This window comes from Candidatus Binatota bacterium, from assembly GCA_012960245.1.
In the GTDB taxonomy this organism is placed as follows: domain Bacteria; phylum Desulfobacterota; class Binatia; order UBA1149; family UBA1149; genus UBA1149.
This window is the reverse complement of the sequence record DUBO01000050.1, coordinates 22,247-36,939: the sequence shown is the minus strand read 5'-3', so window position 1 is coordinate 36,939 and position 14,693 is coordinate 22,247. Positions and strand designations below refer to the sequence as shown.

The following is a 14,693-nucleotide window of genomic DNA, read 5'->3' as shown; positions in this document are numbered from 1 at the left end:
CAGCCCGTATCATGCACGGTGGCTATGAGTAGGATTAACAGCTTTGCCCCGTCCTTGTTCAACAGCCTGCTGGTGTTGTCAGCTGCTGTGTTGGCAGCTGCGCTGTTGTCAGCCCCGGCGATGGCCCAGGGGTCCCCGGCCGCTCGCACCGGTATCGAAGAAGTCGCGGCCACGGTTGGTTCCAAGGTGGGTGTCCAGGCCCTCCGCCAGGCGGCAACGGACCGGGCCAGCAGCCGCGCGGTCGAACTGCTGTCGCGCTACGTACGCATCGACACCGTAAATCCACCGGGCAACGAGTCGCGTGGCGCACACTTTCTCGCGTCGGTACTTGAAGAGTCGGGCATAAACGCGCGCGTGTTCGAGTCGCGTCCCGGCAGGGGAAACGTCTACGCGCGCTTGCGAGGCGACGGCAGCCGGCGGCCGGTAATCCTGTTGAGCCACATCGACGTGGTTCCGGCTGATCCTGAGCAGTGGAGCGTTCCGCCCTTCGAGGCCGTCGTCAAGGACGGGTCGCTTTACGGGCGCGGCGTGCTCGACTGCAAGGGCATTACCACCATCCAGTTGCTCGCTATGCTGGCCCTGAAGGAGTCGGGGACAACCCTGTCGCGGGATATTATTTTTCTGGCTACGGCGGACGAGGAAACGGGCGGTCGCCTGGGTGCCGCTTGGATGCTTGATAACCATTACGACCTGCTCGGCGATGCCGAGTTCGTGCTCAACGAGGGTGGGTTCGTTCACCGCGACCCGGGCAAACCGCTGGTGTTCAAGCTCGGCGTGGCCGAAAAGAACCCGTGCTGGTTTCGCGTGATAGCCACCGGCGAGCCCGGCCACGGTTCGCGACCAGCCGCCGAGACGGCGGTTACGAGGCTGGTAGACGCGCTGGCCAAGCTTACTGCGCGTGAGAAAAAGATCGAGGTCGTCCCGGTGGTGGCCGGTTATTACGCGGCCTACGCGGCCTTGGACGAAGAGCACGCCCGGCAGTATCGCCAGCTGGAACGCTCCCTGGAGTCAGCCGAATTCAGGGACTGGTTCATGGCCGATCCGGCCGCGGCCGCGCTGGTGACCGACACCGTGGCGCCCACGATGCTCGAGGGTTCGGCCAAAACCAATATCATCCCGGCGACCGCGACCGCCCAGGTAGACAGCCGCCTGCTGCCCGGCCACGACTGCGTTTCGTTTCTGTCAGAGCTTCGCCAGTTGGTCGGTGGGCCAAACGTCCGGATAGAACCCATCCTTAGTTTCGCGTCGACCCAGTCGCCGATGAACAACGAGTTGACCGAGGCGGTCGAACGGGTGGCCGCCGCAATGGACGAGCGAGCGATAGTGCTGCCGGCCTTGCTGGGTGGTTTTACCGACAGTCACTATTTTCGGGAGAAGGGTATCCACGCCTACGGCATGGTGCCATTGGAAACTTCGCCCGAGGAACGTTCAACCTTGCACGGCCCCGACGAGCGCGTTTCGGTATCGTCGTTGCAGGATGCTGTTGGGCGCATGGTAGACCTGTTGCTCGAACTCGGCGGCTGACGACGGTCCCCGGGCTGATCCGCAAGCCCGCGGGGGACCGGGGGCTGTGCAGTAGCGGGCACGTTTGGGGCGTTGCCTGAAAATATTGTGCCGTGGTGTTTGCCCCCCGGGGGCATTCGATAGTATCCTTGACCGATGGACTCGCGCTTTTGGCGGGTGCCGGCTGGTCGAGGGACTGGTAGTGGTTGTGAGTGGAGAGATGAGGAGGCGGCAGGCGAATGGCCGATTACGGCACCAGTTCTACGAGTTTTATGAAATCAGTAACGAGTTTCCTGGACGCACTGCGAAGCTTTGAGCGGGAAGCCGCAATGCTCATGGGCAAGGCGACTACAGGCAAGCGGGGGCTGAATATCCCCGGCCTCAATATCCCTGGGCTCAATCTACCGGGCCTCGGGCTCCTGGGCGCCGGGGTATCCACGGCGGCCGTGGCCAGCCTGAGGGGCCTGCTGTCGGGCAGCGCCGAGGGGAGATCGAAGGCTTCGGCTGGTGATCTGGGCCGCGCGGGCCTGGTGGCCCTGCTGGGACTGGCCGACCGTGATTCGCTGGAGGAGCTGAGCCGGGAGCTCGGCGACCTGGGCGGGCAGGTAAGCGAGCTCAGGGAGCGCGAGCTTGCCACCGCCGGTATTCTCGGGCAGCTCAGGGCGCGCGCAGCGAGATTTGAGTCGGCGGTTGACGGCCTGGCAAGGGTGCAGGGAAGAAGCTGCGCCGTGCAGGATCGCAGGCAGAAAGACAGCGACGGTTTTCGTGAACTCGTGCAGTCGCGCGATGACCACGTCACCCGTCTTCTGCGCGACACCAGTGCTCAGCGTGCGAGACTCGAACAACTTGACGCTCGAATGGAGAGGCTCTCTACGGTCAGCCGGGTAGCCGGCGAGACGGAGGCCAAAGACGGGCAGGTGGCCAGTCGCGTGGATGAACTCGATTCGCGCCTGGGCGATTTTCGCAAGATACAAAGCAACGGGGCGCATCGTGTCGCCGAGAGCCTGGACCTTGTGCGTGAGCGGCTCAGCCGGCTGGAGGCAAGAACCGCCGAGGTGTCTCGCGAGGCGCGCATCAAGACCGGCCGCCTGGACGCGCTGTCGAGGCACGTTGCCGTGGTGGACGGCCGATTGGCCAGCGCCATCGGCAAGCAGGCCGCCACGCCGAGGCCGCTGCGGCGGACTGAACCAGCCAGCATCATGGTAGGAGAGAGGACACTGTGAAGATTCCAGTAACCGGGGCGCTCGTCGCTACCCTTTTTGTAGCGCTGATGCAGCCCGCGTGTTCCAGTGACGATCCGATCGAAACGGAAGCCCAGCCCGCCATCGAGAAGCGTGAGGGCATGACTTACTACGTGGGTGGCCCCACCTTTCTGCCCGACCGCTACGGACGGCTCAGGGTGGCCCGCTTTAACGGTCCGGTACTTGAGCCGGTGAACCGTGGTTTGATGCTGGGCCTGGAGCGGCGCGATGACGACAGCTTCGAGTATCGCACCTGGATAGACGGCAAGATGGTCGCACGCTCTTCGGGTTTCTTCGATGAAGGCGGGCTCATGTGGTTTAAGGAGCGAGAACGGTTCAGCCCCCAGGGGGGTCGCTTGAACAAGCAGGTGTTGACCTACGACGACGAGCTGCAGGTCATGCACAGTCATGCCGATCATTTCGATGAAGAAGGCGCCGTCATCAACACGTTGGACATGGATATTCCCTATACGCCGGAGCCGGACGACCTCGACGACGATAGCTCCGAAGAATAAGAGCGAAGAGCGACTGTTGCTGTGCGCGTAGTACCCGTCCCCCAGCTTTTCGATAATTATGCCTACCTGGTCATAGACGAGCAGAGCGGTGAGGCCGGCGTTGTTGATGTTTCCGACGCGGGACCAGTTGCCGAGGCGGCCGAGCGCGAGGGCGTGACCCTGGTCGCCGTAATGTCGACCCATCATCATCCCGACCACGTGGGCGGAAACATGGACCTGCTGGCAATGCAGCCCGACGGCTCTATGCGGGTGTTCGGTTACTCTGGCGACGCCGAGCGTATTCCCGGAATCACCGACCCCCTCGACGACGGCCAGGAGTTCGAGCTATGCCGACCGGGTGGCTCGTTAGGATTAAGTGGTGAGGCCATTTTCATTCCTGCCCACACCCGTGGCCACATAGCGTACTGGTTCGCCGATGAGGCGGCAGTGTTTACCGGCGATACCTTGTTTGCAGCCGGCTGCGGCAGGCTGTTCGAGGGCGACGCCGCGCAGATGAAAGAATCGCTTGAAAGACTCGCGAGCCTTCCCGACGAGACCAGGGTCTACTTTGGCCACGAGTACACCCAGTCGAACCTGGCGTTCGCGCTGACCCTCGAGCCCGGCAATGAGCATCTTGTGCAGAAAGCCCGCGACGTCGACTCGCTGCGGGCTCAAGACCTGCCTACTGTCCCGAGCACGATAGCGGAGGAGAAACTCACCAACCCCTTCCTCAGGTCAGACAGCGAAGAGCTGCGCGCGTCGATCACTGCGTTGTCTGGAGAATCGGCGGTTGACGATGTCGCCGTCTTTGCTGCCACGCGCAGGCTCAAGGATAACTTCTAGGCCATTGCTACGGGCGCTTGGGCGCCGCCGGGTTTGCCGCGGGCGGTGAAGGGTCCAGTGGCCGGTACACCTGCAGGGGGCGCTTGGTGTGCGGAAAAATGCTCACGCTTTGCTGGCTGTATCGGCTCTCGGCCCAGGCGTCAAAGTCACGGCGTAACGGCCCGTGCCAGCGTCGCCCTATTACCATCAGTCGCGGAGGGTCCTTGTCGAGATCGGCCAGCAGGGCGTCCATTCCTCCCGACTGTTCTGCGGCGAAAGCGTCGACCCCGAACCACATGTAAGGCCACTTCCAGCCGTTGCGGCGATCGAGGTGGAGCAGTAGCTCGGGTACACCCACGGCGATAACGCGTGCGTCCGGGGGCAAATGGGCGGCCAGTTGCTGGAATTTGGCCTGCTGCGTGGCCAGGTCAAGCGGGGGCGACAGGCGATCGCGGCTGGGGGTCAGGGCCAGCGCGAGGGCGAGCAGGGGCACTGCAAACCGTAAGTGGGCAATCGCGGGGCGGGAGCACAAGCGCGGCAGGCCCGCGCCGAGCAGCGCGGCCATCCCGGGAATAAGCAGTAGCGTATCCGGCCAGGCCTGGAAGCTCACCAGCGTCATGCCCAGGTAGGCGGCGGTGGCCACTGCCAGTCCCGACACGGAGAGGTCGCGGCGAGTAACGAACAGAGCCAGCAAAGCAGGCACGAGCAAAAACATCTCCGGCCCGTTCCAAGCGAGCAGCTGGCGCAGCACCCTGGCGACGCTGTGGGAGGGAGCACTGGCGTGAAAGGCTATGTAGTCAAAGTTGAACGTCACCGCCTGTGCAAAGAAGTCAGCCAGCGCAGCGTGATGCCACAACCAGGCCAGCAACAGGGCCACCGGCGCAACCGTGCCAGCCAGCAAGCGCAGGAGAGACGACGGCGCCCGCCGGAGTTCGAAGGCCGCACCCAGAAAGAAACAGAGGCCCGGTTGCCAGCACAACGTAGCAGCGCCGGCGGCTATACCCGCAACGAGCGGGCGACCGCGGCGGTTCGCGAGCAGTGCGGCCAGGCCCAGGGCAACGGTTAGCACCTTGGGCCTTGCCCCTTCCACAGCGGCGACTACCCACTGGTCAGCCGACAGCATGAAAAGGGCCGACGACAGTGCCACCAGCAGCGCCCGCCGTCCGCCCATGAGAGCAAAAAGGAGAGTAGGGGCTGCCGCCGCGAACAGCAGGTACAGCAGGTGTACCCCGGCCACCGGCCGGGCGCCCACGGCGCTTGCCGCCAGCGCTCCGGTGGACCCGAGCAGTGCGGCCAACGGCGTCTTGTGAAGAAAAATATCCCTGTAGGGTACAAGTCCGCGCGAGACCTCTACCGACATGTAATCCCAGGTCGCGGGATCCAGGCCCAGTGGACGCGAGAGGGGGTCAAAGCTGAACAGGAAGAGCAGCGACAACAGGAATACGAGTGCGGTCGAAGCCGCGTCGCCGGGCCCGGGGGAGCGAGTATCCTGTGGTGGCTTGTCCAGTGCGGCTCTATCGGCGCGGGCCATTGGCCCCAGCACCGCTCTTCTGTTTATCCTGCGCAGCCTTAGAATAAAGCCATGAGTAGAATGATAGGTCTCACGGGGGGCATCGGCTCCGGAAAATCCACGGCCGCCGCCATAATGGCGTCGCTCGGCGGAGTGGTTATCGACGCCGACCGTATTGCCCACGAGATTTATTTCCCCGGCACCGACGGGCACGCGGCGGTGCTCGGACTGTTCGGCGATGGTGTGTTGGCTCCTGACGGAAGCATCGACCGGCAGTTGCTCGGGCAAGTGGTCTTCAACGATCGCAGCAAGCTCGCGCAGCTCAACGGGCTCATTCATCCGCTGGTGCGAAGCGAGGTTGCGGGGCGCATGGCCGATGCCCACCGCGACCACCCGCAAAGCGTGGTCGTGGTTGAGGCCGCGTTGATGACCGAGACCGGCTGGACCGGCGGTGAGGGCGAACTGTGGGCCGTGCTCACCGACCCCGAACTGGTGGTGGGCAGGTTGGTGTCGGGGCGGGGCATGACCGTAAACGAAGTGAGCCTGCGGGTGGCCGCGCAGACCGACAACGATGCGCGCCGCGCGGTGGCCGACCGGGTGATCGAGAACAACGGCACCGTGGACGAGCTGGAACGCGCCGTTGAGGTCGCGTGGTTGGAGTTCACCGGCGAGGGGCCGGCTGCTTGAACCTGGCCGATCGTATCGAGCAGGCGGCCCGGCGCTGGGCCGGCGATATCGCACTGCTCACTGTCAGCTCGGATCCTGATGACCCCGGCGGCGGTCCGGTAACGGGGCGGACCACCTGGGAAGAACTCTACTCCATGGTAATGGGGTTGTGTTCGGGGCTCGCCGATGGGGGCTTGCGCCGCGGCGACCGGCTCGCGGTCCTCATGCACAACAGTTGCGAGATGGTGGCCAGCGAGTGGGCCTGCCTCGTGGCCGGCTTCGTCTGGGTGAGCTTCAACACGCGCAGCTCGGCGGCCGAGCTTACCGGGCTGTTGGCTGATTGCAGTCCCGGCGTGCTGCTGGTGTCCAACGAGTGCGCGGGGCTGGTGGGGTCGGTACAGATTCCCGAGAGCTGCCGGTTGGTATTCGTAGGCAGCGAGGACTGGTCGCAACTGCTTGCTGCTCCCATTGGCGGAAAGGGATGGGCGCAGGAGGGCTGGGCCGCGCCCGCTGAAGACGATGCTGTAAGGATACGCTACACCTCGGGGACCTCGGGCAAACAGCGCGGGGTCGTACAGCCGCTGCGTTGTTACGACGGGTCGATTGAGGCGGTGACCGAGGTGTTGGGCGACCCCGGCCGTGACGAGGTGTTGTTGCAGGTGGCGCCGATGACCCACGCTGCTGGTGCGATGCTGCTGCCCTGTTTGCTCGGCGGTGGCCGGGCGGTGTTACTCGATCGTTTTGACGCCCGTTGCTTCGGGCCCCTGGTGCGCGCGCACGCGGTGACCTCGGTTTTTCTTGTGCCTACCATGCTCGCGCGGGTTCTCGACCGCGACTCTGTTGCCGCCGACCTCTCTTCGCTGCGCAGGGTCATCTATGGCGGCGCGCCCATGCCCGTGGATCGGCTGCTGCAGGGACTCGAGTTGCTTGGCCAGGTGTTCATACAGATCTACGGTCTCACCGAGTGCACGTGGCCGGCAACAACGTTGCTCCAGTCCGAGCACCCCTTGTCGGGAAGCCTCGACGAACGCAGCAGCAGGTTGAGATCCTGCGGCCGGCCGGCGCGACGGGTCGAAGTGCGGGTAGTCGACGAGGCGGGGCGGGATGTCGTTGGCGCGTTGCCGGGGGAAGTGCTGCTTCGCGGCCCCAACACCATGAGTGGCTACTGGCGGGCCGGAAAAAAATCGCCGGGCCAGGCTTCGGCTGACGAGCGCGACCCCCGCGGGCTCGACGAGCAGGGCTGGGTGCACACCGGCGACCTCGGGTTTTTTGACGACGAAGGTTTTCTTACAGTGCTCGACCGTCTCGATGACACCATCATCACCGGCGGCTTCAACGTCCACCCGCGCGAGGTGGAGGACGCCTTGTCCAGCCATCCCGCGGTACTGGAATCAGCCGTGGTCGGCCGTGATGACCCCGAGTGGGGCCGATCGGTGCACGCAGTGGTCGTGTGCAGGCCCGGTGCGCAAGTGGACGAGCAGGAACTCAAGCAGCACTGCGCGGCGCTGTTGTCAGCTTACAAGAAGCCGCGCACGGTGGAGTTTGCCGACTCCCTGCCCCGCAACCCGTCGGGGAAAACGCTCAGGCGCGTGTTGCGGAGCTGAGCTCGGCGCGCTCAAGGGCGATTCTCAGCAAGCTGTCCACCAGCTCGGCCGATTGTATTCCGGCCTCGGCCCACAGGCGCGGGTACATGCTTATCGGCGTGAAGCCGGGCATGGTGTTGACCTCGTTGAAGAGAACCCGCTGCGTGGATTTCTCAACAAAGAAATCGGCGCGGCACAGGCCGTGGCAACCCGCGACACGCCAGAAACGGCGCGCGAAGTCTTCCATCTCGGCGAGGGTGGCATCTTCGAGATCGGCGGGGACCAGCAAGGTGGTTTCGCTGTTGCCGCTATACTTCTGCTCGAAGTCGTAGAAGCCGCCGGGCGAAACGATCTCTCCGGGCGGCGATATAGCCACCTGGGACCAGTCGCCGAGCATCGCCAGCTCTATCTCCCTGGCATCCGTGCCCTGTTCAACGATGACCCGCTGGTCCCAGCGCCGGGCTTCGGCCAGCGCCGCCTGCAGGTCCCCGGCCGAGGCAACCCTGCTGATACCTACCGAGGAGCCCAGGTTGGCCGGCTTAACGAAGCAGGGGTAGCCGAAGGCCTGGTCCAGCCGCGCTGCTGTCTCGCCGGCGTCGAGGCCCGAGGCGTCGAAGAACTGAACCTGCGCTATCCCGGCGGCGGCGGCCAGCTGCTTGGACAGCAGTTTGTCCATGCACAGGGCCGAGGCCGCACAGCCGGAGCCCACGTAGGGCAGGTGGTTGCAGTCGAGCAAGCCCTGCAGGCTGCCGTCTTCACCACCGGGCCCATGCAGGACCGGAAACACCAGGTCGGGCCTGGCTACGTCTACGCTTGAGCCGTCGTCGAGATAGAGCAGCCTGCTGTGCGTGCCGTCCCAGGCCAGGCTGACCGCTCGCCCGGCCTGCTCGTCCACGTTTACCAGCTCGGTGGCTGCTCTTTCGAGCAAGTCGTCAAAATCGCCTGCCTTCCAGGCCCCCGAGCCGGTCACTCCCAGCACTGTTACCGCGTGGCCGGCGGCCAGCAGGGATTCGCGCACCGCGCGGGCCGACCTCAGCGACACGGGGTGTTCGCCCGACGGTCCCCCGGCAAGGAGAAGTACGTTAAGCGAGTTGCCAGCCATGGATAGACGCTTTAGCACCGGGAAGCGGGCAGGCAAAAGTCACCCGTCAAAGAGCGGCTTGAGCCAACTGTAAGTTACTCACACCAAATCATCTACCAGTATAAGCTGAAGCGTGGGTTTGAGCCGCCGCTGGACGTATGCATAAGTAATCCAACAGTTCGCTGCGCTGTTGATAACGAATAGTAATAACCAGGGCGAGGCAGTCATGCATATAGAGACACTGAAGATTTTCTGTGACGTGGTGGAGAACCAGAGCTTCTCGCTGGCTGCCACGCAGAACTACATAACCCAGTCGGCCGTAAGCCAGCAGGTCCGGGGTCTCGAGGAGCGCTACGGTAAGCGCTTGCTCGACAGGAAGCGTGGGAGCGTGAGGCCCACGGCCGCCGGCGACATTCTTCATCGTGGCGCGCGCGAGCTGCTGCACACCTTCAACGAAATGGAGGCCCAGCTGCAGGGGCTGAGCAACGTGGTGACGGGCAGCATCCGCGTGGGCACCGTTCACAGCGTTGGCCTGTACGAACTTTCGGAACCGCTGAAGGCCTACTTCGCTGATTTTCCCATGGTCAACGTTTACCTCGAGTACGATCGTTCGAGCCACGTTTACGAGCAGGTGCTACGGGCCAACGTCGACCTGGGCATCGTAGCTTACCCCACGGCCCGCGCCCAGATCACCGTCCTCGATTTCAGAACCGACCAACTGGTGGTCGTCTGTATTCCCGAACACCCGCTGGCCGAGCGCGGCAAGATCGCGCTGGCCGATCTCGAGGGAGAGAAGTTCGTTGGCTTCGAAAAGGGCATCCCCACCCGCCTGGCTCTCGATCGACGTTTTGCGGAGCGTAACGTTGAGGTCCAGTACGTCGCCGAACTGGACAACATCGAAATGGTCAAGCGGCTGGTCGAGGTAGGCGCGGGCATTGCGATTATTCCCGAGAAGGCCTGCATCAACGAGGTCAACAACGGCAGCCTGGTTAAACTCGAGTTGACCGACCCGGGCATGACGCGGCCGATCGGCATAATCCACCGCACGGGCAAGCACTTCAGCCCGGCGGCCGAGAAGTTCATCGAGTACATGCAGTCCGCGCCCAAGTCCGACATCGGCTGACGCGGGCGGAGTCCGGCGGTCCGATCAGCTCGAGGCGAAGCCCTCGCGCAGGGCGGGCACGACCTGTTCGCTGAAAAGCTCGAGTGAATCGGGCTCGCCGAAATCGCCAAAAAGAACGGTGAAGTCTGTCACCCCGCCCCTGGTCTTAGCCAGCAGGCTCTCGGTAACCTGGTCGGGTGTGCCCACCACTGTCATGGTTTCGATGTCCACGAAGCCACCAATCATGAGTTTTGCCAGTTCGAGTTTTTCGGCCACCTGTTTTTCGTCGCGCCCGATGATCACCGCGGTCTGCTCACTTATGGTTATCTCGTCGGGGTCACGTCCGACTTCCCTGCAGTGAGCCTCGAGCACCTTTCGCAGCCTGGGAATCTCGGGCGCTTCGGGCATGGGGCAGTTCCAGCGCGTTGCGTGGCGCGCGACGATGCGCAGCAACACCTTTTCGCCCGCGCCGCCCACGGTTATGGGCAAGGGCTCCTGCACGGGCCGGGGCTCGCAGGGCGCGTCGAGTACCTTGTAGTAGCGGCCTTCGAAAGTTGTGCTCCCCCCGCTTAACATGCCGCGTATTATTTCGAGACCCTCGTCCAGTCGATCGAGGCGTTCGCGTACGCCGGCAAATTCGAAGCCGTAGGCCAGGTATTCTTCTTCCATCCAACCGCTGCCCATGCCCAGCTCGAGACGGCCGTCGCTGATGCGGTCGAGCGTGCAGGCCATTTTCGCCACCAATGCCGGGTTGCGGTAGGAGTTGCAGCTCACGAGCAGGCCAAGCCGAAGCCGGTCGGTGGCCTCTGCCAGGGCGGACAGGGCGGTCCAGCCCTCAAAAAAATCCAGGCCCCGGGATCCGCCTGCGAAGAAGTGATCGACCAGCCAGAGGCCGTCCCAGCCCTGTTGTTCGATGAGCAGGGCCTTGGCTCGAAGGGCCGGCCAGTCGGTGGCTGCTTGCGGTAAGAACAGGGAAAACGTCAGCTCGCGCTTCATGGTTACCTCCGGGGCAAAAGCCGGAAGCTATCCCCGCAGCCCGGTCATGGCCAGCCACCTCCCTGGCCGGATGCCGGGTGCCCTTCTTTTGTCGCGGGCTTGGGCGAAGGCCGCTCACAGGAGTATGATCAGGGGGTAGTGGCGAGACGCGACAGCGAGAAGGACGCGGCCAAGGGTTTGTCCCACAATCCCTTTCAAGACGCGCTTGAACGGGTAAAGGGCCGCGAGCAGAGCCCCGAGGAGCGCGATGGCCGCGTGGCTTCACCGGCCGGGCCGGCAGCGTCTGCAGGCGAGGACACCAAGGTCGACGGGGGGCATTTCCAGTCTTCGCCTGTTGACGAAATCGCACTATTCAGGGAAGCGGTGGCGGGGGTGAATCCGCTCAGCGGTGGCGGTGGTGCTGCTCGTTTGAGCTCCAACAGTCCCCCCGTTGGCGGCCGAGGGCTCAAGAATCACCGATTGGAGCAGGTGGCCCACTCCATGGTCGACCTGGGTCCCGCGCAGGCGGCCAGGCAGGGTCTGGGTCGCGACCTGGTCTCGAGACTGGAGCGAGGAGAGTTCCCTGTGCAATCCAATCTTGACCTCCATGGCATGGTATTGGAAGATGCCATCGGGGCGGTGCGTGTTTTTATTGCGCGCTGCAGGGCGGCACGGGAGCGTTGCGCACTGGTGGTAACCGGCAAGGGCAGGGGCTCGAACGGTGGTCGCGGTGTGCTTTGTGAAGAAATACCGCGTTGGTTGTCAGCGGTAGGAGCCGACCTGGGCGTGGACGCGTACAGCAGCGCGCTTCGTCGTGACGGTGGAGACGGAGCGTTGTACCTGCTGTTGCGCACCCGCTGATGGGCGGACGTGCAGCGGTGGAAGGGTTGCGACTCGAAGAGTGGTGGCGGAGTAGTGGCGGTTGGAAGAGTGGCGGTTGGTATAGCGGTAGGAAATAAAGCGCCCGCGCTTGAGCAGGCGGACCTCGGGCCGGGGACGGGGCAGCACGGCAACTTTGTCCTCGTGGGCAACGACGGCGACGTTTACGAATCAGTACGCGGCGGCGAACCACATCGGCTGACCTGGGGCTGGGTCGAACAGGCCGACCGGCGTTACTACGCCTGGCCTGTGTTCTCGCCTGCCGGCGACAGGCTTGCCTGCCTCGGCGTGTGCGCCGGCCAGGAAACCGAAACCGACTCGGCCCTGTATCTCGTAGAGCGCGACGGTGTGAGCATGCGGGAGCTGTGGCGCAGCACCCAGGTGACCCCGGTGTGCCACAACTGGTCTGCCGACGGCCAGCACATTGCGATACTCTACGAAGCAAGCGATGGCCTCCACCTCGATCTTGTATCGCGTGGCGGCACCGTAGGACTGGATGGTCCCACCGTGCTCGAGGCCGTGGAGCACGGCTCGCCGTTGTTCTGGTCCTGGTCTCCCGACCCGGGGGTCGGCATGCTGGCGGTGCACGTTGGTGGCAGCGCGAGTTTATCCGAGGACGCGCGCTTGTTGTTGCTGGACGTTGGCGAGTGTGCGGTCGAGGTCGCGAGCCTCGAGCCCGGCGAATTCCGCGTGCCGGTGTGGTCGCCCGCGGGTGACAGGTTGGCGTACGTGGACGCGAGTGCCGGCGAGCAGGAGTTTCTCGCCGTGTATCGGGTTGAGGATGGCGTAAGCGAGATCGTGTGCCCGGTGGAGGGTCACGTGGTCATGGACTGGTCACGGGACGGCCGCACGCTGGCGATTTCGCAGGCCCTCGGCGAGAGCCCCCACGTGTTTACCGGCGTCACCCTGGTCGACGTGCGCAGTGGAAACACCAGGGTAGTTCACGACAGCGACGTGGTGAGTTTTTTCTGGGCCGGCAAGGGCAACAGGCTGGTGTCTGTGGGCGTTGACGAAGGCCAGGGCGTGAGGATATCGGTTTTCGATGATAAGGGAGACACCAACGGGCCGGGCCCACTGCTCATACCCAGCCCCGAGATGACCTATTTCCTCCAGTTTTTTGACCAGTTCGCGGTTTCTCATCCCCTGGTTTCTGCCGATGGACGGTCGATGCTGTTGTCCGGGCGGTTGACCGCCGCCGGTGGAAACCCCGACGACAATCGCGCTAACTCGGTTTACCTGGTCGACCTCGACGACGGTTCCTTGATCACCGAGTTGGCCCAGGGCTGCTTCGCCTGCTGGAGCGGAGGGTGAAGCCGGTGTTTGGGCCCCAGCACCTGCTCAGCCTGAGCAGGGTGTTGCTGGGCGTCCTGGTACTGCTTGAGCTGGCCCGCACCCCGACGTCTGCGTTGGTGTTACCGGCTGTCGTGCTGGCCTGCCTCAGCGACTGGTACGACGGCAGGGTGGCAAGGACCCGACACGAGGAGAGCAACACCGGTCGCCTGGTCGATAACCTGTCGGACGCTGCCTTCCTCGCCCTGGCTTTCACCGGCTTCGCGCTCGCGACCACCTGGAGTCACCCCCTTACCGGTTCGGCCGTGCGTTACACCGAGCATGCCAACTGGCTTCCGGTCGCGGCCCTGGTCCTGTCCTTTGGCAGTTACTCGGGGAGGTGGTTGATCACCTCCCGGCGTGGCCAGGGCATGTTGAGCTCAGAGCGGGGACACGCCGCGGGCGTAGCTAATTACGTGCTGGCACTGCTGGGCGGCCTGGCGGTTTTTCCCGGAGTGTTTGTAACCCGCTGGCTGCTTGAGCCCGCCTTCGTTACGGTTGTGCTCATGAACGCCACCGCGGCAGTCGACAACGTCGGCCTGGTATTCCGCACGCGGGTGTCTCAAAAATGAAGGCCATCAGCAGGGCGGTCGTCGTGCTTGCGGCCGGGGTACTGTTCGCTTGCACGCCCATTACGCGCTTCTACGAGATCCACACCGACCGGCTGACCTGCGACCAGGCCAACCGCTACGTCCACGACTCGCTGCGACAGGCGAGAATGACGGTGACGGCTTTTCGACTGGCGTCGCCCGGTAGCCCGGGTTTCATCAGTGCCGAGCGCCACGACAAAGAGGAGACCATTTCAGGCACTGTCAGAATACATTGCGACGCCAACGGTGTTCACATTGTCCCTTCGGAGAATGGAATCGCCGGAGAGCAGTACTTTGAGAGGGTTGTGTTCCTGTCGATAACCGGCCGCGCCGATCTCAGCGCAGAAGACGTCAGGGCGGCCGACCTGAAGAAGAAATCATCAGCCCCAGCCGATGCCGGCGTGGTGACCACGCGGCCACCGCCACGCAAACACGTAGAGCGAAAGAAGGAAGCCGTGGGAGTAATCGTGACGCTGGAACCGATCCGCGGTTTTTCTACCGTGCTCGACTTCGAGGCAAACCTGTCGGCCGCCGATCTGCTACCCGTCAAAGTGAGAATAGAAAACGGCAGCTCGCGGCACTACCGCTTTCACCCGGCCGACGTTGTTCTCAGGCGCACGGGCAAAAGGCTGCGTGCTTACCCGCTTGAAATGGACGTCGCCTTGTCGAGTTTGCGCAAGGCGGGCCGTCGCGCCGAGCAGGCCGGCGAGTCACTGGGTGACGTGAAACGCGCGGCGGCTATCATGGAGCGCCGCTTGCTGCACTCGGCCCAGCTGGAGCCGGGACAGGTCATCGAAGGTTTTGTCTACTACAGCGAGGGTGATTACGATCGCGCCCGGGTCATCATGGCAGATCGTGCAACGGGCGAGACCGAGGGCTTCCTGGTCGAGCTCGAAGACGGCGGCTGAACTGAACGGC

General features: G+C 64.0%; 14 protein-coding genes. 11 read left to right on the top strand and 3 right to left on the bottom strand.

Annotation, left to right across the window (positions count from 1 at the left end; genetic code table 11):
- Positions 1-24 precede the first annotated feature (24 nt).
- The 4 genes from EYQ35_08895 to gloB all read left to right on the top strand — a co-directional run bounded on the left by EYQ35_08895 (position 25) and on the right by gloB (position 4,081).
- Positions 25-1,524, top strand: a complete 1,500-nt coding sequence (locus EYQ35_08895; GenBank protein HIF64253.1) for a M20/M25/M40 family metallo-hydrolase — start codon at positions 25-27, stop codon at positions 1,522-1,524.
- 218 nt (positions 1,525-1,742) lie between these two features.
- On the top strand, positions 1,743-2,726 hold the full coding sequence (locus EYQ35_08890; GenBank protein HIF64252.1) for a hypothetical protein: 984 nt from the start codon (positions 1,743-1,745) through the stop codon (positions 2,724-2,726).
- Entirely contained in the window at positions 2,723-3,259 is a 537-nt protein-coding gene (locus tag EYQ35_08885; GenBank protein ID HIF64251.1) for a hypothetical protein, read from the top strand. The genes EYQ35_08890 and EYQ35_08885 overlap by 4 nt, the downstream gene beginning before the upstream one ends.
- A gap of 21 nt (positions 3,260-3,280) precedes the next feature.
- Positions 3,281-4,081: a hydroxyacylglutathione hydrolase gene (gene gloB / locus EYQ35_08880; GenBank protein ID HIF64250.1), complete on the top strand. Its 801-nt coding sequence runs from the start codon at positions 3,281-3,283 to the stop codon at positions 4,079-4,081.
- A gap of 7 nt (positions 4,082-4,088) precedes the next feature.
- Here the strand turns inward: gloB and EYQ35_08875 are convergent, their stop codons facing one another.
- Positions 4,089-5,591 carry a hypothetical protein gene (locus tag EYQ35_08875; GenBank protein HIF64249.1) on the bottom strand — a complete coding sequence of 501 codons (1,503 nt, stop codon included), beginning with the start codon at positions 5,589-5,591 and terminating at the stop codon, positions 4,089-4,091.
- Positions 5,592-5,651: 60 nt separating this feature from the next.
- Between EYQ35_08875 and EYQ35_08870 the strand changes: the two genes are divergently transcribed.
- Together EYQ35_08870 and EYQ35_08865 are read left to right on the top strand one after the other, a co-directional pair.
- Positions 5,652-6,257 (top strand): dephospho-CoA kinase, encoded by a 606-nt coding sequence (locus EYQ35_08870; protein HIF64248.1) that lies wholly within the window; start codon positions 5,652-5,654, stop codon positions 6,255-6,257.
- Positions 6,221-7,840, top strand: coding sequence for a fatty-acid--CoA ligase (locus EYQ35_08865; protein ID HIF64247.1), 1,620 nt, complete (start codon positions 6,221-6,223; stop codon positions 7,838-7,840). Before EYQ35_08870 ends, EYQ35_08865 begins: the two co-directional genes overlap by 37 nt.
- Here EYQ35_08865 and EYQ35_08860 read toward each other — a convergent pair.
- Positions 7,818-8,921 (bottom strand): D-alanine--D-alanine ligase, encoded by a 1,104-nt coding sequence (locus tag EYQ35_08860; protein ID HIF64246.1) that lies wholly within the window; start codon positions 8,919-8,921, stop codon positions 7,818-7,820. The genes EYQ35_08865 and EYQ35_08860 overlap by 23 nt on opposite strands.
- Before the next feature lie 205 nt (positions 8,922-9,126).
- Here EYQ35_08860 and EYQ35_08855 point away from each other — a divergent pair, with 205 nt between their 5' ends.
- Positions 9,127-10,023, top strand: coding sequence for a LysR family transcriptional regulator (locus EYQ35_08855; GenBank protein HIF64245.1), 897 nt, complete (start codon positions 9,127-9,129; stop codon positions 10,021-10,023).
- 24 nt (positions 10,024-10,047) lie between these two features.
- Here the strand turns inward: EYQ35_08855 and EYQ35_08850 are convergent, their stop codons facing one another.
- On the bottom strand, positions 10,048-10,998 hold the full coding sequence (locus tag EYQ35_08850; GenBank protein HIF64244.1) for a TIGR03560 family F420-dependent LLM class oxidoreductase: 951 nt from the start codon (positions 10,996-10,998) through the stop codon (positions 10,048-10,050).
- Between the two features lie 138 nt (positions 10,999-11,136).
- Here EYQ35_08850 and EYQ35_08845 point away from each other — a divergent pair, with 138 nt between their 5' ends.
- Genes EYQ35_08845 through EYQ35_08830 form a run of 4 tightly spaced genes read left to right on the top strand, consistent with a single transcriptional unit; the run spans position 11,137 to position 14,683 of the window.
- Positions 11,137-11,838, top strand: coding sequence for a hypothetical protein (locus EYQ35_08845; GenBank protein HIF64243.1), 702 nt, complete (start codon positions 11,137-11,139; stop codon positions 11,836-11,838).
- A gap of 54 nt (positions 11,839-11,892) precedes the next feature.
- On the top strand, positions 11,893-13,167 hold the full coding sequence (locus EYQ35_08840) for a hypothetical protein (GenBank protein ID HIF64242.1): 1,275 nt from the start codon (positions 11,893-11,895) through the stop codon (positions 13,165-13,167).
- The gene (locus EYQ35_08835) at positions 13,140-13,757 is read left to right on the top strand and encodes a CDP-alcohol phosphatidyltransferase family protein (GenBank protein ID HIF64241.1); all 618 of its coding nucleotides are present in this window, start codon (positions 13,140-13,142) and stop codon (positions 13,755-13,757) included. Before EYQ35_08840 ends, EYQ35_08835 begins: the two co-directional genes overlap by 28 nt.
- The gene (locus EYQ35_08830; GenBank protein HIF64240.1) at positions 13,754-14,683 is read left to right on the top strand and encodes a hypothetical protein; all 930 of its coding nucleotides are present in this window, start codon (positions 13,754-13,756) and stop codon (positions 14,681-14,683) included. The genes EYQ35_08835 and EYQ35_08830 overlap by 4 nt, the downstream gene beginning before the upstream one ends.
- Positions 14,684-14,693: the final 10 nt, after the last annotated feature.